This is a genomic window from Streptomyces sp. NPDC058464 (genome assembly GCF_042721035.1).
In the GTDB taxonomy this organism is placed as follows: domain Bacteria; phylum Actinomycetota; class Actinomycetes; order Streptomycetales; family Streptomycetaceae; genus Streptomyces.
The window spans coordinates 317,451-337,540 of record NZ_JBHXMA010000004.1 but is presented as its reverse complement, the minus strand read 5'-3'; the positions used below and the strand labels follow the sequence as shown (position 1 = coordinate 337,540).

The 20,090-nt window shown below is 71.6% G+C and carries 18 protein-coding genes; 10 read left to right on the top strand and 8 right to left on the bottom strand.

What is annotated here, in order from left to right; all coding sequences use genetic code 11:
- Positions 1 to 516: 516 nt before the first annotated feature.
- The 3 genes from ACFWPQ_RS08545 to ACFWPQ_RS08535 are packed head-to-tail and all read left to right on the top strand — an operon-like array spanning position 517 to position 4,165.
- Entirely contained in the window at positions 517 to 2,793 is a 2,277-nt protein-coding gene (locus tag ACFWPQ_RS08545; protein ID WP_384031273.1) for a glycoside hydrolase domain-containing protein, read from the top strand.
- A 17-nt stretch (positions 2,794 to 2,810) separates the two neighbouring features.
- Entirely contained in the window at positions 2,811 to 3,842 is a 1,032-nt protein-coding gene (locus ACFWPQ_RS08540) for a hypothetical protein (RefSeq protein ID WP_384031271.1), read from the top strand.
- Positions 3,833 to 4,165 (top strand): hypothetical protein, encoded by a 333-nt coding sequence (locus ACFWPQ_RS08535; RefSeq protein WP_384031269.1) that lies wholly within the window; start codon positions 3,833 to 3,835, stop codon positions 4,163 to 4,165. The genes ACFWPQ_RS08540 and ACFWPQ_RS08535 overlap by 10 nt, the downstream gene beginning before the upstream one ends.
- Positions 4,166 to 4,281: 116 nt before the next feature.
- Here ACFWPQ_RS08535 and ACFWPQ_RS08530 read toward each other — a convergent pair whose 3' ends face one another.
- Genes ACFWPQ_RS08530 through ACFWPQ_RS08520 form a run of 3 tightly spaced genes read right to left on the bottom strand, consistent with a single transcriptional unit; the run spans position 4,282 to position 7,420 of the window.
- On the bottom strand, positions 4,282 to 5,079 hold the full coding sequence (locus ACFWPQ_RS08530) for a sugar phosphate isomerase/epimerase family protein (protein WP_384031387.1): 798 nt from the start codon (positions 5,077 to 5,079) through the stop codon (positions 4,282 to 4,284).
- A 32-nt stretch (positions 5,080 to 5,111) separates the two neighbouring features.
- Positions 5,112 to 6,266, bottom strand: coding sequence for a dihydrodipicolinate synthase family protein (locus ACFWPQ_RS08525; RefSeq protein WP_384031267.1), 1,155 nt, complete (start codon positions 6,264 to 6,266; stop codon positions 5,112 to 5,114).
- The gene (locus tag ACFWPQ_RS08520; protein ID WP_384031265.1) at positions 6,263 to 7,420 is read right to left on the bottom strand and encodes a Gfo/Idh/MocA family protein; all 1,158 of its coding nucleotides are present in this window, start codon (positions 7,418 to 7,420) and stop codon (positions 6,263 to 6,265) included. Before ACFWPQ_RS08520 ends, ACFWPQ_RS08525 begins: the two co-directional genes overlap by 4 nt.
- 251 nt (positions 7,421 to 7,671) lie before the next feature.
- Between ACFWPQ_RS08520 and ACFWPQ_RS08515 the strand changes: the two genes are divergently transcribed.
- On the top strand, positions 7,672 to 8,718 hold the full coding sequence (locus ACFWPQ_RS08515; protein ID WP_384031263.1) for a LacI family DNA-binding transcriptional regulator: 1,047 nt from the start codon (positions 7,672 to 7,674) through the stop codon (positions 8,716 to 8,718).
- A 225-nt stretch (positions 8,719 to 8,943) separates the two neighbouring features.
- On the opposite strand, the gene ACFWPQ_RS08510 is transcribed toward ACFWPQ_RS08515, so the two are convergent.
- Together ACFWPQ_RS08510 and ACFWPQ_RS08505 are read right to left on the bottom strand one after the other, a co-directional pair.
- Positions 8,944 to 10,176 (bottom strand): FAD-dependent monooxygenase, encoded by a 1,233-nt coding sequence (locus tag ACFWPQ_RS08510; RefSeq protein WP_384031261.1) that lies wholly within the window; start codon positions 10,174 to 10,176, stop codon positions 8,944 to 8,946.
- A gap of 129 nt (positions 10,177 to 10,305) precedes the next feature.
- The gene (locus tag ACFWPQ_RS08505; RefSeq protein ID WP_384031259.1) at positions 10,306 to 10,740 is read right to left on the bottom strand and encodes a hypothetical protein; all 435 of its coding nucleotides are present in this window, start codon (positions 10,738 to 10,740) and stop codon (positions 10,306 to 10,308) included.
- A gap of 373 nt (positions 10,741 to 11,113) precedes the next feature.
- On the opposite strand from ACFWPQ_RS08505, the gene ACFWPQ_RS08500 reads away from it, so the two are divergent.
- Positions 11,114 to 12,049: a GNAT family N-acetyltransferase gene (locus tag ACFWPQ_RS08500; RefSeq protein ID WP_384031257.1), complete on the top strand. Its 936-nt coding sequence runs from the start codon at positions 11,114 to 11,116 to the stop codon at positions 12,047 to 12,049.
- Between the two features lie 17 nt (positions 12,050 to 12,066).
- Positions 12,067 to 12,867 (top strand): sugar phosphate isomerase/epimerase family protein, encoded by an 801-nt coding sequence (locus tag ACFWPQ_RS08495; protein ID WP_384031255.1) that lies wholly within the window; start codon positions 12,067 to 12,069, stop codon positions 12,865 to 12,867.
- 9 nt (positions 12,868 to 12,876) lie between these two features.
- Here the strand turns inward: ACFWPQ_RS08495 and aroA are convergent, their stop codons facing one another.
- The gene (gene aroA / locus ACFWPQ_RS08490; protein WP_384031253.1) at positions 12,877 to 14,127 is read right to left on the bottom strand and encodes a 3-phosphoshikimate 1-carboxyvinyltransferase; all 1,251 of its coding nucleotides are present in this window, start codon (positions 14,125 to 14,127) and stop codon (positions 12,877 to 12,879) included.
- 383 nt (positions 14,128 to 14,510) lie between these two features.
- Here aroA and ACFWPQ_RS08485 point away from each other — a divergent pair, with 383 nt between their 5' ends.
- Both ACFWPQ_RS08485 and ACFWPQ_RS08480 read left to right on the top strand, forming a co-directional pair.
- Positions 14,511 to 16,319: a glycoside hydrolase family 3 protein gene (locus ACFWPQ_RS08485; RefSeq protein ID WP_384031251.1), complete on the top strand. Its 1,809-nt coding sequence runs from the start codon at positions 14,511 to 14,513 to the stop codon at positions 16,317 to 16,319.
- 103 nt (positions 16,320 to 16,422) lie between these two features.
- Positions 16,423 to 17,040 carry a hypothetical protein gene (locus tag ACFWPQ_RS08480; protein ID WP_384031250.1) on the top strand — a complete coding sequence of 206 codons (618 nt, stop codon included), beginning with the start codon at positions 16,423 to 16,425 and terminating at the stop codon, positions 17,038 to 17,040.
- Between the two features lie 40 nt (positions 17,041 to 17,080).
- Here the strand turns inward: ACFWPQ_RS08480 and ACFWPQ_RS08475 are convergent, their stop codons facing one another.
- Both ACFWPQ_RS08475 and ACFWPQ_RS08470 read right to left on the bottom strand, forming a co-directional pair.
- Positions 17,081 to 17,473, bottom strand: a complete 393-nt coding sequence (locus tag ACFWPQ_RS08475; RefSeq protein WP_384031248.1) for a hypothetical protein — start codon at positions 17,471 to 17,473, stop codon at positions 17,081 to 17,083.
- 152 nt (positions 17,474 to 17,625) lie between these two features.
- The gene (locus ACFWPQ_RS08470; protein ID WP_384031246.1) at positions 17,626 to 18,300 is read right to left on the bottom strand and encodes a TetR/AcrR family transcriptional regulator; all 675 of its coding nucleotides are present in this window, start codon (positions 18,298 to 18,300) and stop codon (positions 17,626 to 17,628) included.
- Positions 18,301 to 18,399: 99 nt separating this feature from the next.
- Between ACFWPQ_RS08470 and ACFWPQ_RS08465 the strand changes: the two genes are divergently transcribed.
- Both ACFWPQ_RS08465 and ACFWPQ_RS08460 read left to right on the top strand, forming a co-directional pair.
- The gene (locus ACFWPQ_RS08465; RefSeq protein WP_384031244.1) at positions 18,400 to 19,512 is read left to right on the top strand and encodes a hypothetical protein; all 1,113 of its coding nucleotides are present in this window, start codon (positions 18,400 to 18,402) and stop codon (positions 19,510 to 19,512) included.
- 10 nt (positions 19,513 to 19,522) lie between these two features.
- A complete protein-coding gene (locus tag ACFWPQ_RS08460; RefSeq protein ID WP_384031242.1) occupies positions 19,523 to 20,083 on the top strand; it encodes an ester cyclase in 561 nt (186 codons plus the stop codon).
- The last annotated feature ends 7 nt before the right edge of the window (positions 20,084 to 20,090 follow it).

Below are 20,090 nucleotides of genomic sequence, written 5' to 3'. Positions count from 1 at the left end.
GCACTCTGGGCCCTGCACAAGGTCGAGGGTCAACCCGGCAACCGCACGGAATGGCACGGGCAACTCGTCACCGCCCTCGGGTACCGCAGGACGGATGAAGTCGCCTGAATGCGGAATATGAGATTCGGCCCGCCTAATATTCATGCCTCCGCTCGCCACAAAAGGCTCCGTCGCGCCGTATGGTGATCTTCGTTCGAGCCGCTCGGGTTGCAATTCGCCGACTTCCCCGGTGGCCGTCCCCACGCAAGTGGATTCAGAGGGAGCGGTGACTGATCCAGGAGTCACGGACGCCATATCGAGCGCAACAAAGAGCGATTAAAGACTGACTATCGATCTTCCCTGGTCCGGGCAGTCGGAATGGGCCGCGAGGACGCTTTCTTCGACCGCGAACGCAAGTACCAGGGTGCCGACAACCAGAAGGGCCCCTCTGTGGATCAGATGGTTCTCAAGGCGCAGCAATGGGTCAACGCAACGTATGCGGGCGTATCGGGATACAACCCGTGCACCGAGAACGGAATGACCGGCTGGGAGACGATCTACTGCCTCACCCGGGCGCTCCAGCACGAACTCGGCATCACCACGCTGTCCGACAACTTCGGGCCGACGACATGGGCGGACCTGAACGCGTACGGTCCGGTCGGGCGGGACTCCGGCAACATCAACATGCGGACGATCGCCGAGGCCGCCCTCTACTGCAAGGGCTACAGCGGCGGCGACATCGACGGCGGCTTCAACGTGTCCACCGGCGCCGGCCTGACCGCGCTGGTGGCCGACATGGGCCTGCCCGGCCCGGAAGTTCCCGGCTCACAGCTCTACGACGTGGAGCCGAAGGTCTTCAAGGCGCTGCTGACCATGGACGCGTACGTGCTCACGTCCGGCGGCTCCAGCATGATCCAGACCTGTCAGCGATGGCTCAACGACGCGTACTACGGAAAGGGCCAGTTCTTCATCGGCCCGTGCGACGGGCACTTCTCCCGCAACGTCCAGCAGGCCCTGGTCCTGGGCATCCAGTACCAGATGGGCCTGACGGACAGCCAGGTGACGGGCTCCATCGGTCCGACCACCGAAGGGGCGCTCAAGACGACGGCGTACGTCGCCGACGGCTCGCAGGACTCGGGCTCGGCCGGCTGGGTGCGGCTGTTCCAGTGCGCCGTCGCGTTCAACGGCTACGACGCCCACTGGGGCGACGGCGGCGGGACGTTCGGCTCCGATCTGGCGGCCACGGTGAAGGCCTTCCAGCGGTTCAGCTCGCTCTCGGCTTCCGGCGCCGGCGACTACGCGACCTGGATGTCGCTGCTGGTGTCCACCGGTGACCCGGACCGAAAGGGCACCGCGTTCGACTGCATGTACCCGCTGAACACGACCACCATCCAGACGGTGAAGGACAACGGCTACTCCATAGTGGGCCGTTATCTCACCGGCGGCACGAACAAGGTCCTCACGAATTCCGAGATCGCGCTGATCTTCGACAGCGGTCTTTCCCTCTTCCCGATCTGGCAGGAAGAGGGGAACACGATCAGTGATTTCAGCGGACCGCTGGGGACCGAGGCCGGAAACGACGCGGCCGAGGCCGCGATCACCTTCGGTATACCGTACGGCACGGTCATCTATTTCTCGGTCGATTTCGACGCGACCGACGACGACATCACGAGTGCGATCATTCCGCACTTCCGGGGAGTCAACAACGGCATCAGCGCGATGGGCAGCCAGTACGCGATCGGTGTGTACGGATGCCGCAACACCTGCCTCCGCCTAGAGGCCGAGGGCCTCACCACCCGGAGTTTCGTCAGCGGCATGTCCACCGGTTACAGCGGAAATCTCGGATATCCGCTCCCGGACAACTGGGCCTTCGACCAGATCAAGGACTTCACCCTGGCCACCGGCACCAGTGGGGCCGTCGAGATCGACAACGACATCGCCTCCGGGATGGACCCGGGCATCAACAGCGTCACCCGGCCGCGCGACCCCAACGACGCCTTCTACACGTACATGATCTGGGTGGAGGCCAGAGCGGGCCAGTGGATCGACCAGGGAAACACCTCGCGCTCCGCGCAGGAACTGGTCGCGCAGTACCTTCGGGCCCGCACGTCGAAGTACGTGTTCACCGGTTCCGACACGGTTTTCGGCGAACTCGACCAGGGTTTCGTCGACTTCGTGAACACCTATCCCGACGAGCCGTACGCGGGCCCGCTCCGCGACCCGGGCCTGCTGTGGGACGCCGACATCGACCACTTCGGCGCGTCCTGCGGCGCGGTCATCACCAGTGGAGTGCCGGGCGACCTCACATCGGCCAACCTGACGGACTTCGGGAGTTGGGGCGGCGACCTCGTCAGCGTGCTGGCGCAGTTCTACCTGAGCGGGCTCTCCGACGACCAGGCGTACCTCTACGCCGCGGACCAGATCGCCGGAAAGGGCGACAGCACGTACTTCTCGCTCGACGACCTCCTCGCCGACATGGACTCCTACGTCCTGGGGCTTCCCGTCAGGCAGGGTTCCGGCCAACCGCTGTCGACGGGTTTCAAGGCGGGCTACGCGTCGGCCGACGCGGCTGCGGCACGCCGGGCCTCGTTCTACTCGATCCGCTTCGGCAGTTCCCCCGACACGGTGGCGGCCGCCGCCCTCAGCGCCATGACCAGCAACACCGCCGACCCGCAGATGGCCGGTATCCGGGATGCCTTCTGGCTCAAGACGACCCAGTCCGTGACCTGCCCGACTCCCGGGTTCATGTCCGACGCCGCGCTGTCCGGTGTGGCGACCGCCTTCAAGGACGCCGTCGTCCAGTACTGCTCATGAGGAATGGGGAATTCGACATGACCGACTCGAACGTCACCCGTCGGCGCGTGCTGGTACTGGGAGGTCTGACGCTGGGCGTCGGCGCCGTCACGTTCGCCGGTCCGGGCCCGGCGTGGGCCGGCACCGCGGCCGCCGGTGTGGAACTGGTCCCGGTCGCCGCGAGCCCGGTCGCCGTCCTCGCGAAAGTCGGCACCGAACCGGCCGCGTTCCCCAGACAACTCGCGGTCCAGGTGCAGCACTCCGGTACGGATCTGCCTGCCGGGACGCAGGTCGCCATCAGCTACGACCCCCGGGTCTACGCTCCGCTGCCCAGCGCGGTGGCCACCGTCGGCACCCGGCGGCTGCGCACGACGAGCACCATCGCCACCGACCCCAAGAGCCTGGTCACCACCTGCACGATCACTCTGGCCGATGCGCTCCCGGCGGGCAGCGACCCGGTGGTCGTCGTGGGGACCGCGTCTCCCGTGCTGTACCCCCGCGACCTCGTCGCCGGACCCGCGGACGCCACTGCGGCCGTGGGCCACAAGGACACGAAGCCGGGCGGTCGGCGGAGCCTGCGGCCCAGTCGTCCGCACGCCTTCGGCGGAGCCGCCACACCGTGGGGCCTGGAGGTGAGCGGTGTGTGGAACCGCTACGAGTGGGCCGGCGGCAAGCGTTGGTACTACTACCCCACGCGGATCACGCTGAGCAGCGTCGGACCGGGCACGACCCCGGTGGCCGCGTCCTTCTCCGTCGCGCTGGACCCCCAGGTCGTCTCGGACGTCGAAATCGTCGGCGCCCGGCTCAACGACAAGAGGCACGACGCGGGAGTGCGGCTCCTCTCGGACACCCGGACCGCGTCGCTGTTCGAGACCCGGTGGGTCACGAGGGTGAAGCTCAAGGCCGGCGACCGGCTCGACCTGGAACTGGCGGTGAGGACCCGCAGGCCGACGGGCGACCTGCCGACCGTCAAGCACCCGACGGTAAACTTGATTGACATGGGCAACCACGTTTCCCAGCGGCTGACCGGCCGCACCACGATGTCGCGGAGCGATTCCACATGGGCGTAGTCCCCGACTATGTGTTCATCCTGCCGGCGGTGATCCTCGTGGGATGGATCGCGTCCTGGTGGGCGACCCGGCGCATCCGGTGGGTCGGGTTGTCCGGCGCGGCCGTGGTCTCCGTGCTCTGCCTCGTCATCGGCTGGAACGCGATGGGGCCGCGGACGGACCCGCGGACCCTCGGCTGTTCACCGGCCTTCGAGTGCACGGACCTGCGCTCGGTCTACGTCATCGCGGCCGGCCTGCTCGGCGTCCTGTGCTGCCTGGCGTTGGTGGTCCTGACGCTCGTGGGTGAGCTCATCGTCCATGCCAGCCGGAAGGCCTCGGCCTGACCAGGAGTGCGGAGTGGCCTGGCCGGACGGGTGCGTGGCCCGGGGCAGGGCAGAGAGGGACCGAGGTACGACCGGCGGCCGGAGAGCAGGTTCGCTTCTTCGGCCGCCGGGCCGGACTACGCCGTGTGCGCCAGGAACCGGGCGGCCGTCTCCGCCAGCACCTCGCGGCCGTCCCTCGCCCACAGCCCGTCGTTGAACAGCTCGACCTCGATGGGACCGGTGTAACCGGCCGCCTCCACATACCCCTTCCACTCGCGCATGTCGATCGCGCCGTCGCCGATCTGGCCGCGGCCGTTGAGGACGCCCTCCGGCAACGGGGTGGTCCAGTCGGCGAGTTGGAAGGTGTGGATCCGGCCGCCCGCCCCGGCCCGGGCGATCTGCTCGGGCGCCCGGTCGTCCCACCAGATGTGGTACGTGTCGACCGTGACCCCGACCTGGTGGGCCGGGAAGCGTTCCGCGAGGTCCAGGGCCTGGGTGAGGGTGGAGACCACGCAGCGGTCGGAGGCGTACATCGGGTGCAGGGGCTCGATGGCCAGGCGGACGCCGTGCCGTTCGGCGTAGGGGCCGAGTTCGGCGAGGGCGTCGGCGATGCGCTCACGGGCGCCGTGCAGGTCCTTGGAGCCCGCGGGCAGTCCGCCGGAGACCAGGACCAGGGTGTCCGTGCCGAGGGTCGCGGCCTCCTCGACCGCCCGCCGGTTGTCGGCGAGCGCGGCGGCCCGCTCCTCCGGGTCGATCGCCGTGAAGAAGCCGCCGCGGCACAGGGTGGTGACGGTCAGGCCGGCCTCGCGGACCAGCTTCGCGGTGGCGTCGACGCCGTAGGACTGGACCGGCTCGCGCCACAGGCCGACGCCCGGCACGCCCAGTTGCGTGCAGGCGTCGGCCAGTTCGGGCAGCGTCAGCTGCTTGACGGTCATCTGGTTGATGGAGAAGCGGGACAGGTCGCCGGTCACTGGTTGACTCCGTACAGGGCGAGGAGGGTCTTCATACGGTCCTCGGCCAGCTTCGGGTCCGGGAACAGGCCGAGGCCGTCGGCGAGTTCGTAGGCGCGCGCGAAGTGCGGGAGGGAACGCGCCGACTGGAGGCCGCCGACCATGGTGAAGTGGCTCTGGTGGCCGGCCAGCCAGGCCAGGAACACCACGCCCGTCTTGTAGAAGCGGGTGGGGGTCTGGAAGAGGTGCCGGGAGAGTTCGACGGTGGGGTCGAGGAGGGTGCGGAAGCCCGCCGTGTCGCCCGTGTCCAGGACCCGGACCGCCTCCGCCGCCAGCGGCCCCAGCGGGTCGAAGATGCCGAGCAGGGCGTGGCTGAAGCCCTGCTCGTCGCCCGCGATCAGCTCGGGGTAGTTGAAGTCGTCGCCGGTGTAGCAGCGGACGCCCTGCGGCAGGCGGCGGCGCAGGTCGACCTCGCGCTGCGCGTCCAGCAACGACACCTTGATGCCGTCGACCTTGTCGGGGTGGGCGGCGATGACCTCCAGGAAGGTGTCGGTGGCCGTGTCGAGGTCGGCCGAGCCCCAGTAGCCGGCCAGCGCCGGGTCGAACATCGGGCCGAGCCAGTGCAGGACCACCGGCTCGGCGGCCTGGCGCAGCAGGTGGCCGTAGACGTCGAGGTAGTCCTCGGGGCCGGAGGCGGCCGCCGCGAGCGCCCGGGAGGCCATCAGGATGGCCTGGGCGCCCGACTCCTCGACGAGGGCGAGCTGCTCCTCGTACGCGGCCCGGATCTCGGCGAGGGTGCCGCCGCCGGTGAGCTGGTCGGTGCCGACGCCGCAGGCGATCCGGCCGCCCACGGCACGGGCCTCGGCGGCGCTGCGGCGGATCAGCTCGGCCGCGCCCGCCCAGTCCAGGCCCATGCCGCGCTGGGCGGTGTCCATCGCCTCGGCGACGCCCAGGCCGTGCGACCACAGGTGGCGGCGGAAGGCGAGGGTGGCGTCCCAGTCGACGGCGGCGGGCGCGTCGGGGTTGGTGTCGGCGAACGGGTCGGCGACGACGTGCGCCGCCGAGAAGACCGTACGGGAGGTGAAGGGGGTGCCCGGGGTGAGGGCAAGGGGCTCGCTGCGGGGTTCGTACGCCCGCAGCGACCCGTCCGGGGCGGGGAGGTGGAGGGTCACAGCTCGATCTCCGGTACGTCGAGGCGGCGGCCCTCCGCCGACGACTTCAGGCCCAGCTCGGCGAGCTGGACGCCGCGGGCGCCGGCCAGCAGGTCCCAGTGGTAGGGGGCGTCGGCGTAGACGTGCTTGAGGAACAGCTCCCACTGGGCCTTGAAGCCGTTGTCGAACTCGGTGTTGTCGGGGATCTCCTGCCACTGGTCGCGGAAGGCGTAGGTGGCGGGGATGTCCGGGTTCCAGACCGGCTTGGGGGTCGCGCTGCGGTGCTGGACACGGCAGTTGCGCAGGCCGGCGACCGCTGAGCCTTCGGTGCCGTCCACCTGGAACTCGACCAGTTCGTCCCGGTTGACGCGGACCGTCCAGGAGGAGTTGATCTGGGCGATCGCGCCGCCGTCGAGCTCGAAGACGCCGTACGCGGCGTCGTCCGCCGTCGCGTCGTAGGGCTTGCCGTTCTCGTCCCAGCGCTGCGGGATGTGGGTGGCGGTGAGGGCCTGGACGGACTTCACCCGGCCGAACAGCTCGTGCAGGACGTACTCCCAGTGCGGGAACATGTCGACGACGATGCCGCCGCCGTCCTCCGCGCGGTAGTTCCAGGACGGGCGCTGCGCCTCCTGCCAGTCGCCCTCGAAGACCCAGTAGCCGAACTCGCCGCGGACGGAGAGGATCCGGCCGAAGAAGCCGCCGTCGATGAGCCGCTTCAGCTTCAGCAGGCCGGGCAGGAAGATCTTGTCCTGGACGACGCCGGACTTGACGCCCTTGGCGTGCGCGAGCCTGGCCAGCTCCAGGGCGCCCTCCAGGCCGGTCGCCGTCGGCTTCTCGGTGTAGATGTGCTTCCCGGCCGCGATGGCCTGCTGGAGGGCCTCCTCGCGGGCGGAGGTGACCTGGGAGTCGAAGTAGATGTCGATGGTGGGGTCGGCGAGCACGGCGGACAGGTCCGTCGAGATGTGCTCGTCGGACAGGCCGTGCCGGTCGGCGATCTCGCGGAGCGCGTACTCGCGGCGGCCGACGAGGACCGGTTCCGGCCACAGCACCGTGCCGTCGCCGAGGTCGAGTCCGCCCTGCTCGCGCAGGGCGAGGATCGAGCGGACGAGGTGCTGGCGGTAGCCCATGCGCCCGGTGACGCCGTTCATGGCGATACGCACCGTCTTGCGGTTCACGTGATTCCCTTCGTCCGCGTGCGTCTCAGCAACGCAGCAAGCGCTTTCTATATGGTCAGAAGCTAGCCTTTGAACCCTGGTCTGTACAAGACCGTGATGGGGTCGAGTTGTTCGAGGGGGCGAACAACAGGAGTGAATGGCCTTATGGTCTGCACGGCAAGGGGGCTTCCTTTGAACAGTCTGTGGATCGGCCTGTCGATCAGGCTGTGTACGACGACGTACGACGAGATGCGCGACCGGAGGACGACGAGATGACGGTGACCCTGGCGGACGTGGCGGCCCGCGCCCAGGTCTCGCCCGCGACGGTGTCGCGCGTACTGAACGGCAACTACCCCGTGGCGGCGACCACCCGGGAACGGGTGCTGCGGGCGGTGGACGAGCTGGACTACGTCCTCAACGGGCCGGCGAGCGCGCTCGCGGCGGCCACCTCCGACCTGGTCGGCATCCTCGTCAACGACATCGCCGACCCGTTCTTCGGGATCATGGCGAGCGCGATCCAGGCCGAGATCGGCGGTCCGGGCGGGCGCGCGGGCGGCGAGCGGCTGGCGGTGACCTGCAACACCGGGGGGTCGCCGGAGCGGGAGCTGACGTACCTGACCCTGCTGCAGCGGCAGCGGGCGGCAGCGGTGATCCTGACCGGCGGGGCGATGGAGAACGCGCCGCACGCGGCGGCGGTGGCGGCGAAGCTGCGCAAGCTGGCGGACGCGGGGACCCGGGTGGTGCTGTGCGGGCGGCCGCCGGCGCCGGACACCGACGCGGTGGCGCTGACCTTCGACAACCGCGGCGGCGGCAAGCAGCTGACCGAGCATCTCATCGGGCTCGGCCACCGGCGCCTCGGGTACATCGCGGGACCCGAGGAGCGGACCACCACCCGGCACCGGCTGGAGGGCCACCGGGCCGCGCTGGCCGAGGCGGGCATCGAGGAGGACCCGCGCTGGACCGTGCACGGGCGCTACGACCGCCGGGCGGGGTACGAGGCGACGCTGGAGCTGCTGCGCCGGGACCCGTCGCTCACCGCGGTGGTGGCGGCGAACGACTCCGTCGCGCTAGGCGCGTGCGCGGCGCTGCGGGAGTCGGGGCTGCGGATCCCGGCGGACGTGTCGGTGGCCGGCTTCGACGACCTGCCGTTCAGCATCGACGCGGTGCCGTCGCTGACGACGGTGCGGCTGCCGCTGGCGGAGGCGGGGGCGCGGGCCGGCCGTATCGCCATGGGCCGCGAGGAGCCGCCGCCGGGCGGGATCGCGACGGTGCGGGGGGAGCTGATGGTGCGGGGGTCGTCGGGGGTGCCGCGCAGCTGACCGCCCGCCGGCGACGAGAACCCCGACACCGGGGGGCGCGGCTCAGGTGCCCCCGACCATCCCTCGTCCTCGTCCCGACGGTCGTGTTCCGGCTGCGGGCCGGTGGGGGTCGTTCGCGCAGTTCCCCGCGCCCCTGAAAAACAGGGGGTTGCGCAGCGCCCTGTCTTTAGGGGCGCGGGGAACTGCGCGACAAGCCCCCACCGGCCCGCGGCCGACCGACGACCCTCATCGGCCCAGCAGCGGCAGCGCGGCCTCGCCGCGTTTGCGGTCCTGGTACCAGCGCACCCCCGTGTCGTAGGCGCGGCGGGCGCTGCGTACCGGTCTGCGCTGGATGGCGAGGTGGGTCTGGTAGCGCCAGGGGGACTGATGGCCGCCCTGGCGGACCGACATCGCGTAGGCGAACTCGACCGGGTCGCGGTCCAGGTAGTCGTCCAGCCGCTCGAACCAGGCCATGCTGGTGCGCGCCGCCGCCTGGACGGGGTGGAGTTCCGCGCGCCGCCGCCTGTCGTACTCGCGCAGCGCGACCCGCGGGTCCGGGAAGCCCTTGAAGGCCTCGGCGAGCACGATCGCGTCGATCATCGCCAGCCGGGTGCCGGAGCCCAGCGTGAAGTGGGTGGTGTGCGCGGCGTCGCCGGCCAGGACGACCGGGCGGCCGTCGTGGTCGTCGACCCAGGTCCGGTTGGTGATGTGCGTGAACCGCTGCCACTTGGCGGGGGCGCCGCGCGACCGGCTGATCAGGGAGTGGCCGTCGAGCGCGCGGTGGAAGATCTTCTCCAGCAGGGGCAGGGCGTCCTCCTCGTCGAGCGTGTCCAGGCCGAGGCCCTGCCAGGTCTCCGGGGAGCACTCCACGATGCAGGTGCTGACGCCCTTGAACGACGGGTAGGCGTGGAACCAGATCCAGCCCGCCTCGGTCTCCTCGAAGGCGAACACGAAACTGTCGAACTGCCGGTCCGTGGCGAGCCAGATGAACGGGTTGCGGCCGGTCTCCAGGCGGGTGCCGAAGTGCTCGGTGCGGCTCTGCCTGATCCGGCTCCTGGCCCCGTCGGCGGCCAGGATCAGGTCGGCGTCGGGCAGGTCGGCGGGGTCGGCGAGGCGCTCTCCGTGCCGTACGTCCACGCCGAGGGACTTCGCGCGCCGGGTCAGGATGTCGAGGAGAGCGGCGCGGCCCATGCTGTAGCCGTAGCCGCCGAAGTACGCGGTGCCGTCGTGCCGGTTGCCGTGCACGCGGATGTCCTGCTGCTGCCAGAGCACCGAGCCGGCGCTGACCGCCCGTGCGCTCTCGGGGTCGTTGCGGTACAGGATGTCCAGCAGGTCGCTCCAGTAGACGACGCCCCAGCCGAAGGTGGCCTCGGGCGGGTCCGCCTCCAGGACGATGATCTCGTGCCCGGCGTCCCGCAGTTTCGCCGAGATCGAGAAGTACAGTCCGGCCGGGCCTCCGCCCACGCAGACGATCCTCATCCGGTCACCGCCTCCACGGCCGCGGGACCCTGGGCCCGCAGGGGTTGGGATGCACGGGTCCGGGTGCCCTTGGGTCGGGCACCCGGATCCGTCCTTTGCTGTCAGGGAGCTTCAAACGCTGTGACCTGGCTAGTCCCAGCCACCTCCGCCCCAGCCACCGCCGCCGCCCCAGCCGCCACCGTTGTGGCCGCCCCAGCCGTAGTTGTCGCCCCAGCCGCCGTAGCCGCCGTGACCGCCGTAGCCGCCGTAGCCGCCGTAGCCGCCGTAGCCGCCGTGACCGCCGTAGCCGCCACCGCCGTAGCCGCCGTGACCGCCGCCGTAGCCGCCGCCACCGTGACCGCCGCCGTAGCCTCCGCCGCCATGGCCGCCACCGCCGCCGCCGTGGCCCCCGCCACCGCCGCCGTGACCGCCACCGCCACCGCCGTTGTCCTGGTAGGAGACGACGTGGGCGGGCGCCGCGTGGGTGGCCGCGCTGGCGACTCCGGCTCCGGCGGCGAGCGCCAGAACGGGTGCCGAAATCGCAGCGATGGCGACCCTCTTCATACGTGTGGTGTGCGCGCGCATGGTTTCGCCCCTCTCCGAGGGTGTGGTTGTCTTACGACGGCCGCCGCCTCAGTGGGGGCCGCCCTGCGTGCGCTCCGGAGCCTGCGCGCAGCTCCGAGCGCGTCCGCCGCCCGCGATTCCGGGTTTCTCCGCACCCGTCCGGGCTCTCCGGCGGACCACGTCACGTCCTCGTTGAAACGGACATAAGTGACGTTCGTGTATAAACCTACGGCGCTGGCGCGACGAAGTCAAAAGCAGGACCAGGCCCAGGCAAAAAAGAACAAGTAAAGCCCGCGGAACCGCCGTTCGGGCCGACGCCTTCCGGCCGGAGGGGGTGCCGGGATAGCCTCGGAATCACGGTATCTCTGACTCAGTCAACCATCGGGGTCCAGCCATGACCGTCCAGGACATCCGCGCCTTCAACCGCTTCTACACCAACCTCATCGGCGCCCTCGACTACGGCCGCCACCTCTACGCCCCGTACACCCTCACCGAGGCCCGCGTGCTGTACGAGCTCGCGCACTCCGCCGACACCGACGCGGCCGACCTGCGGTCCGATCTCGCACTCGACGCCGGGTACTTGAGCCGGATCCTCAACAAGTTCGAGGAGGCCGGGCTGATCGAGCGCGCCCCCTCGGAGAAGGACCCGCGGCGGCGCCGCGTCTCGCTCACCCCGGCCGGCCGGGCCGCCGCCGGGCTGCTGGACGAGCGGGCCCGGGAATCGGTCGGCTCGCTGCTGGACGCCGTCGACCCCGGTGAGCGGACACGCCTCGCCGAGGCCATGCGCACCATCCGCACGATCCTCGGCGACGGGCACGCCCCCGAGGGCTCCGGCGAGGTCGTGCTGCGCGAGCCGCACCCCGGTGACCTGGGCTGGATCGTGCAGCGCAACGCCGCCCTGTACGCCGCCGAGTACGGCTTCAACGCCGACTACGAGGGGCTCGTCGCCCGGATCGTCGCCGACTACGCCGAGGACCACGATCCGCACCTGGAGCGGACCTGGATCGCCGAGTGGGCCGGGCGGCCGGTGGGCTGCGTGATGTGCGTACGGGACGACGCCCCGGGCACCGCACGGCTGCGGCTGCTGCTCGTCGAACCGGAGGCCCGCGGGCTCGGCGTCGGCGACCGGCTGGTCACCGCCGTGACCGACTTCGCGCGCGGGGTCGGCTACCGGGAGCTGGTGCTGTGGACCAACGACGTCCTGTCCGCCGCCCGCCGCATCTACCAGCGGCACGGCTTCGTCCTCACCGCCGAGAAACCGCACCGCTCCTTCGGCAAGGACCTGGTCGGCCAGGACTGGCGGCTGGACCTGCACACGACCGGCGAGTGAGAAGTAGGTTGGTGGACATGAGGTTCGCCTTCTCCACCCTCGGGGTACCCGGTCTGCCGGTGCCCGACGTGCTGGCGCTCGCCACGACCCACGGCTACCACGGCGTGGAACTGCGCGCCCACCCGGAGGAGCCGGTGCATCCCGGCCTCGGCCCGGCCGCGCGCGCCGACGTGGCCGCCGAGTTCAAGGCGGCCGGCGTGGAGGTGCTGGGCGTCGCCGGGTACGCGCGGGTCGCGGCGCCCGGCGAGGACGCCCCGGTCCTCGACGAGACGCGCCGACTCCTCCAGCTCGCCCACGACTTGGGCGCCTCCTACGTGCGGGTCTTCCCGGGCGCCGACCCGGACCTGCCCGCCGCCGAGTCCGACGCGATCGCCGCCCGGCGGCTCGGCACGGTCGCCGAGGACGCCTCCGCGCTCGGTGTGCGGGTCCTCCTGGAGACCCACGACTCGCACCGCACCGGCGCCGCCGCGATCCGGATCCTCGGTCCGGTCGGCCACCGCATGGTCGGCTCGCTCTGGGACGTCATGCACACCTGGCTGGGCGGCGAGCAGCCCGCCGAGAGCTACGCGGCGCTCGCCCCGCACCTCGGCTATGTCCAGGTCAAGGACATCGCCTCGGCCGACGACACCACCCCGCTGCCGCTCGGCGCCGGGATCCTGCCGCTGTCCGAGTGCGTGGAGGTGCTCTCCCGGCACGGCTGGGACGGCTGGCTGTGCTGGGAGTACGAGAAGCGCTGGTACGAGGCGGCGGCCCCGCTGCCCGGACTGCTGGCGGCGGGGCGGGAGCACCTGGCGCGGCTGCTCAACGAGTCGGCCTGACCTCCGCGCTCACACGCCGGCGACCGGGATCCCCCACCCCTCGGCCAGCTCCCCGAACGCCTCGTGGAAGCCCGGGAAGGTCTTCTTCACGCACCCCGGGTCGTCGAAGGAGATGCCGGGGGTGCGCAGGCCGGTCACCGCGAAGGACATCACGACCCGGTGGTCGCCGAAGGTCTTGATCTCGGCCGGGGCGGGGGCGCCGGGCCGGATCTCGATCCAGTCGTCCCCCGTGGCGACCTCGATCCCCAGCCGGCGCAGGTTCTCCGCGCAGGCGTCCAGCCGGTCGCACTCCTTCACCCGGGTGTTGGCCACGTCCTCGATCCGGACCGGGCCGTCCGCGAAGGGCGCGATGGCCGCGAGGGTCGGCATGGTGTCGGAGATGTCCCGCATGGCGACGGTGAGGCCACGGAGCGTGCCGGTGCCGCGCACGGTCGTCCGGTCCTCGGCGATCTCCACGTCCGCGCCCATCCGCCGCAGGACGTCCACGAACCCCAGGTCTCCCTGGAGCGCGCCCCGGCCGAGCCCCGGCACGGTGACCTCGCGGCCCGTCACGGCCGCCGCGGCGAAGAAGTAGCTCGCGGTGGAGGCGTCGGGCTCGATCGCGTAGGTGGTGGCCCGGTAGCCGCCCGACGGGACGACGAAGACCTCGCCCTCCCGCGCCACCTCCACCCCGAACGACCGCATCATCGCGATCGTGATCTCCACGTACGGCGCGGACACCAGGTCCGTCACCCGGATCCGCAGGCCCCTGCGGGTGAGCGGGCCGAGCAGCAGCAGGGCGGTGAGGTACTGCGAGGACTGCCCGGCGTCGAGCGTCACCTCGCCGCCCTCGACCCCGGCCGCCTCGATGCGCAGCGGGTGGTGCCCCTCCGCCCCTTCGTGCCGCAGGTCGACACCGAGGTCGCGCAGGGCGCGGGTGAGCGGGGCGAGGGGGCGGCGGCGCATCTGCTCGGAGGCGTCGAAGCGGTAGCTGCCGTGGCCGGCGGCGGCGAGGGTGGGCAGGAAGCGGGCGGTGGTGGCGCCGTCCCGGCAGTAGACCTCGGCCTCGGGCAGCGCCGGGCCCTGCGGGCGGCCGTCCACCTGCCAGGTGTCGGGGGTCCGGCCGACGCGGTAGCCGAGCCGGGCCAGGCCCTCGGCGAAGCCCTCGGTGTCGTCGGAGCGGAGGGGGCGGACGAGGGTGGTGACTCCGTCGGCGGCGGCCGCGAGGAAGAGGGCGCGGGCGGTGACGGACTTGGAACCGGGGATCGCGACGAGGGGCATGGGCCGATGATCTCTGGTTTCCCGGGGGTGCGGGGGTGTTTGTCCATGGGGTGGAACAGGTTGTTCGATGCGTGCGGGCCGGTGGGGGCTTGTCGCGCAGTTCCCCGCGCCCCTGACGGGGCGCTTCACATACGTAGCTGCAATCCCTCCGCTCCCAACTTCAGGAACTCGGGAACCCGCCCCACGCTCCGCCCGTCCAACCCGCAGGCTGCCGGAAGAGTCTCCGTGGTGTGGTGTCGGCCCTCGCTGCTGGCTGCGATCGCCGACCTACCCTCTCCGCCGCACCACGGCCGTCGGCCCGCCGCCATCGACGTGCCCCCCTCCAATGCGCCGATGGCGGCCCCTTTCTGGTTACTGTGCATTCCCCACCAGAAGGAGCGCACGTGCCCTCCAGACGCACCGTTCTCGCAGCGACCGCGGGCGTCACCGCGGGACTGGCCGTCGGCACCGGCACGGATGCCTTCGGCACCGGCGACACGAACTCCGACGACAGGAAGCTCCAGGCGCTCGTCGCGCGGATGACGATCGAGGAGAAGGTCGGCCAGCTGTTCGTGGCGCGGGTCTACGGGCACTCGGCCACCGACCCCGACCAGGCCGACATCGACGCCAACGTCAAGGAGATCGGCGTCCGCACCGCCGCCGAGCTGATCGCGAAGTACCGCGTCGGCGGGATCATCTACTTCACCTGGACGCACAACACCCGGGACCCGCGGCAGATCGCCGAGCTGTCGAACGGGATCCAGCGGGCCTCGCTGGCGCAGCCGCGCGGCCTGCCCGTCCTGATCGCCACCGACCAGGAGCACGGCGCCGTCTGCCGGATCGGCAGGCCCGCCACCCTCTTCCCCGGCGCCATGGCCATGGGGGCGGGCGGCTCCCGGACCGACGCCCGCGCCCTCGGCCGGATCTCCGGCGCGGAGCTGCGCGCGATGGGCGTCCGGCAGGACTACTCCCCCGACGCCGACGTCAACGTGAACCCGGCCAACCCGATCATCGGCGTACGGTCCTTCGGGGCCGGTCCGGACGCGGTCGGGGCCCTGGTCGCCGCCGAGGTCCAGGGGTACCGGGAGGCGGGCGTGGCGGCCACCGTCAAGCACTTCCCGGGGCACGGCGACACCGCCGTCGACAGCCACACCGGCTTCCCGGTGATCACGCACAGCCGGGAGCTGTGGGAGAAGCTGGACGCGGTCCCGTTCCGGGCGGCGATCGCGGCCGGCGTCGACTCGGTCATGACCGCGCACATCCAGTTCCCGGCCCTGGACGGCTCCGGCGACCCGGCCACCCTCTCCCACCCCGTCCTCACCGGCATCCTGCGCGGCGAACTCGGCTACGACGGGGTCGTGGTGACCGACTCCCTCGGGATGGCGGGGGTCCGCACGAAGTACGGCGACGACCGGGTGCCCGTGCTCGCTCTCAAGGCAGGCGTGGACCAACTCCTCGACCCGCCCCACCTGGACGTCGCCTGGAACGCCGTCCTGAAGGCCGTACGGGACGGCGAGCTGACCGAGGCCCGGCTGGACGAGTCGATCCTGCGGATCCTGCGGCTGAAGTCCCGGCTGGGGCTGCTCGACCGGCCGTACGTGCACGAGAAGGACGTCGGCCGGGTTGTCGGCACGACGCAGCACCTCGCCGCCGCCGACCGGATCGCCGAGCGCACCACCACCCTGCTGGTCAACGAGGGCGGTCTGCTCCCGCTGTCCCGCCGTACGCACGGCACGGTGCTGGTCGTCGGCGCCGACCCGGCCTCCCCGTCCGGCACGACGGGACCGCCGACCGGTGTGCTCGCCGCCGCCCTCACCGAACTGGGCTTCGCCGCGACCGCGTTGACCACGGGCATGGACCCCTCCGCCGCCGACGTCGACAAGGCGGTCGCGGCGGCGCGCGGAGCGGACGCGGTGGTCGTCGGGACGTACAACGTGACGGCGGGCGGCGGGCAGCAGCGGCTCGTGGAGCGGCTGGTCGCGACCGGCGTCCCGGTGGTGGCGGTGGCGGTGCGCAATCCCTACGATGTCGCCCAACTCCCCTCCGTGAAGGCCTGCTTGGCGACCTACTCGTGGACCGACGTCGAACTGCGGGCCGCGGCACGGGTGATCGCGGGCCAGGTGGCACCGCACGGCAGGCTGCCGGTGCCCGTACCGCGGGCGGACGATCCGGCGCAGGTGCTGTATCCGATCGGCCACGGGCTGACGTACTAGACGTACGTCACGGAACCGGGCGTAACACCCACATCAGGCGGAAAGCCTCCCGGACAGCTGGCGTGGACCCTGATCGCGGGCCACGCTGGCAAGGGGGGTCGGTATGCGCAGCAGGCGTTTTGCGGGGGTTCTGGTGGCGCTGGCCGTCGTGCTGTTGCCGGCCGGCTGCCGGACGTCCTCGTCCGGGGCGCCGGCGGGCAGCGCCCGGTCGACGGCGAGCCCGACACTGCCCGGGTACGGCACGCAGTTCCTCGCGGTCGACGAGTGCAGCTCGTTCGGGACCGCCAGCTTCACCGAGGTGCCCTGCACCGGCGAACGGGCGGCGGCCCGGGTGATCGCCCGGTACGACGGCGCCGTGGCCGACGGGCCGCTGTGCCCGGCCACCACCGACTTCGTGCTGCACATCGGCGCCCAGCGCACGGACGGCGACGAGGACGGCGACGGAACGATCCCGCAGGGCTACGCCTGCATGCGCAACCTGGAGCCGCCGCACCCCGGTGACCCCGGCGGGGGCGGCGGACCGCGCACGATCGTCGGCGACTGCGTCTACGGCTCCGGCCACGGCCAGGTCCGGGAGACCGCCTGCGACGGCTCGGGGAAGCGGCAGCCGCAGTACCGGGTGGTGCGGGCGGTGACCTCGCGGGACGCCTGCCCGGCCGCCACCGCCCTGTACGTCCAGCTCGGCGGGGAGCACCCGGTGGGCTGCGCCCGCCGCGTGTGAACGCGGCCGGGTCACCGGAAGCGCGGTAACGAGGCGCCCCTCAGCAGAGGATCCATCCCGAGCTCACCGAACTCCGCCCCACCGCGCCCCGCACCCACACGCAGCGGTGCCCGGCGTGGACCGTGACCGGGCCCGCGCGGTGGCTGTACTTGCCCTTGTCGACGACCGGGCGGTTGCCGCGGGCCTGGACGCTGACGGACATCGTCCGCCTGCCGCCGGACTTCCTGGGGAGGGTGATCGCGCAGACGTAGCCGCCCTGCCGGTAGACGTGCACGGTGCCGGTGGCGAAGGACAGGGTCCGCACCTCGCGCCCGGCGCAGTTCGCGGCCGTCACGGCCTGGGCCTCGGCCGGCGCCACGAGGGCGAACACCCCGGAGGCGGCCAGCACGGCCGCACCGAACGCCAGCCGCCGACGTATCGCACCACTGTCCACAGTCGTCCCCTCCCGTACCGCAGCTGTGCACCCACCATGACCGTACTGATGTACGGACGCCCGACGTATGTCGGATGGTTGCACGGCCGTCAGGTACGCACCCTCCCGGCCCGCGGACAGCGCCGCGTCGCGCCGCGTCGCGCCGCGCCGCGCTACGCGGCGAGGCGGGCCATGACGGCGTCGAGGGCGAGGTCGAGGGTGAACTCGAACTCGGCGTCGCTGTCGAAGCGGGCCAGGTCGGCGGCGGCTTCGGCGACTCGGGGGAGGCCCGAGCGCTCCAGCACGGCCTGGCGCTGCGCGATGCCGGGAGCGTCGCTCACGCCGTACGTGGGTCCTGCGTGCACCTCGCGGAGCAGGGTGCCGATCAGCGTGGCGACCAGGCTGCGCAGTATCGAGACGGCCTCGCGCCGCGGACAGCCCGTGGCGCGGAGGGCGGCGAGGACGGCGTCGACCGGGGCGAGCCCTTCGAGCGACGCGAGTTGGCGGGTGAGTACGAGCTGCGCCGCCCGGGGGTGGGCGAGGGCGCGGTCACGGAAGGCGTGGCCGATGGCGCACAGGTCGCCGCGCACGTCCCCGGTGGGCTCGGGCAGGCTCATCGATCCGAGGATCTGTTCGGCCACCGCGTCGAGGAGGCCGTCCTTGCCGGCGACGTGGTTGTAGAGGCTCTTCGGGTCGACGCCGAGGACGCGGGCGACCGAGCGCATGGAGACCGCGTCGATGCCGTCCAGGTCGATGACCGCGAGGGTGGCTTTGACGATCGCGTCGCGGTTCAGCAGCGGCGCCCCCTTGGGCGGGCGACCCCGTCGGGGCTCTCGTGTCTCGGTCATCACACCATGATGCCCGCCGTTGAATTAATCCACACCGTGGGTATATTTGCTTCAACCCAGCTAATACCCACGACGTGGGTAAAGAGGGAAGGAGCCGCGATGCGATTTCCGTGGGGTCCCGGTGACGTGGCCGACCTGCCGACGGTCGGCACCGGCATCGACACCCTGTCCGACCTATCGAGGTCGGACGAGCCGCCGGGCGTCCGGTTGCGGACGGCACGTGACCAGGCCAGGGCGTTCCGTGCCGAGTTCGCCCCGACGGGTACGCCGGACACCGTCGTCACCTGCGACCTGGTCACGCTGCCCTACCCCACGCGGTTCGGCCTGTTCCGCGCCTCGCGCGCGATCGCCCCGTTCCTGTCGATCACCAACCGCATGCTCGTCATCCGGTGGCGGGACAGCGACGGCCGCCCGCGGGTGCTGCTCTTCGAGCCGAGCGACGTCGAACTGGGCCGCTACACGCCCTACTTCGACAACCTCGCCCGGAGGACGCCGGGTGTCCTGGAGCGGCGGATGGTCCGCGAGCACGGCACGGTGCCGGGGCACCTCGCCCGGCTCGGCATCCGGCCGGACGAGGTCGACTACCTGATGTTCGACCACCTGCACACGCAGGACCTGCGCCGCTGGGTGGGCACGACCGCCCACCAGGACGATCTCGACGCCCGCCCGCGGGCCGTGTTCCCCCGCGCCAAGGTCGTCGTCCAGCGGGACGAGCTGGCCGGCATGGCCGAGCTGCATCCGCTGCAGCGGCCCTGGTACCAGCCGGACACCTACCGCGACGTCCCGCCCGAGGCGTTCCTGCCGATCGACGGTTCGGTCGTCCTCGGTCCGGGCGTGGCCGTGGTCAAGACGCCGGGCCACGTCTTCGGCAACCAGAGCCTCGTCGTCAACACGTCGACCGGGATCTGGGTCAGCAGCGAGAACGTCATCGCCGCCGAGGCCCTCACCCCCGAGCACTCCCGGCTGCCGGGCATCGCCAGGTGGGCGCAGCAGTGGCAGCAGGAGGTGGTGCTCAACGCCAACACGATCGAGACCACCGCCGACCAGTACAACTCCGCCGTCCTGGAGAAGACGCTGGCCGACCGCAGCCAGGCCGACCCGCGCTTCCTGCAGTTCTTCCCCTCCAGCGAGCTGACCGGCGCCTGGACGAACCCCGGCACGACGCCGACGTTCAGCCACGGTCACATCACCCACGGCGTCCAGCCGGTCTGAGGAAGCCACCATGTCGCGATTCACCCTGCCGCCCGAACCCGTGCTGCGCGCCCGCGAGAAGCTCGTGCTCGACCACTTCCACGACGAGGTCCGCCAGGACTGGGACGCCACGCTGTCGACGTTCCCGCATCCGCACTACGAACTGATCGCCCCGATGACCGTCCACGACGGCGACGGAGAAGTGCGCGAGTACTACCAGGACACCCGCGTGGCCTTCCCCGACCAGGACCACGAGATCATCGCGTTCCGGCACAGCACCGACGCCGTGATCGTGGAGTTCTGGCTGCTGGGCACCCACCACGGGCCGCTCGGCGGGATCCCCCCGACCGGGTCGAGGCACCGCACCCGCATGACGGCGTACTTCATCTTCGACGAGCACGAGCACCTCGTCACCGAGCGGATCTACTTCGACCGGCTCACCGTCCTCGGGCAACTCGTCCGCGGCGTCGACAAGCGCACCCCGGGGGGCCTGCTCAAGCTGCTCCGCATCCTCAGGGGTCTCCGCTCGATGTCCGGTGCCGCACCCGACCCGCGGCTGCTCACGACCACGCCGCCCGACTTCGTCCGTTGAAGACCAC

Bases quoted from the DNA above. Each gene is read 5' to 3' on its own strand.
- ACFWPQ_RS08495 (WP_384031255.1), top strand. From the start codon at position 12,067: ATGAGGTTCGCCTTCTCCACCCTCGGGGTACCCGGTCTGCCGGTGCCC.
- ACFWPQ_RS08535 (WP_384031269.1), top strand. From the start codon at position 3,833: ATGGGCGTAGTCCCCGACTATGTGTTCATCCTGCCGGCGGTGATCCTC.
- ACFWPQ_RS08500 (WP_384031257.1), top strand. From the start codon at position 11,114: ATGACCGTCCAGGACATCCGCGCCTTCAACCGCTTCTACACCAACCTC.
- ACFWPQ_RS08510 (WP_384031261.1), bottom strand. From the start codon at position 10,176: ATGAGGATCGTCTGCGTGGGCGGAGGCCCGGCCGGACTGTACTTCTCG.
- aroA (WP_384031253.1), bottom strand. From the start codon at position 14,127: ATGCCCCTCGTCGCGATCCCCGGTTCCAAGTCCGTCACCGCCCGCGCC.
- ACFWPQ_RS08515 (WP_384031263.1), top strand. From the start codon at position 7,672: ATGACGGTGACCCTGGCGGACGTGGCGGCCCGCGCCCAGGTCTCGCCC.
- ACFWPQ_RS08480 (WP_384031250.1), top strand. From the start codon at position 16,423: ATGCGCAGCAGGCGTTTTGCGGGGGTTCTGGTGGCGCTGGCCGTCGTG.
- ACFWPQ_RS08465 (WP_384031244.1), top strand. From the start codon at position 18,400: ATGCGATTTCCGTGGGGTCCCGGTGACGTGGCCGACCTGCCGACGGTC.
- ACFWPQ_RS08545 (WP_384031273.1), top strand. From the start codon at position 517: ATGACCGGCTGGGAGACGATCTACTGCCTCACCCGGGCGCTCCAGCAC.
- ACFWPQ_RS08530 (WP_384031387.1), bottom strand. From the start codon at position 5,079: ATGACCGTCAAGCAGCTGACGCTGCCCGAACTGGCCGACGCCTGCACG.
- ACFWPQ_RS08505 (WP_384031259.1), bottom strand. From the start codon at position 10,740: ATGCGCGCGCACACCACACGTATGAAGAGGGTCGCCATCGCTGCGATT.
- ACFWPQ_RS08540 (WP_384031271.1), top strand. From the start codon at position 2,811: ATGACCGACTCGAACGTCACCCGTCGGCGCGTGCTGGTACTGGGAGGT.
- ACFWPQ_RS08460 (WP_384031242.1), top strand. From the start codon at position 19,523: ATGTCGCGATTCACCCTGCCGCCCGAACCCGTGCTGCGCGCCCGCGAG.
- ACFWPQ_RS08470 (WP_384031246.1), bottom strand. From the start codon at position 18,300: ATGACCGAGACACGAGAGCCCCGACGGGGTCGCCCGCCCAAGGGGGCG.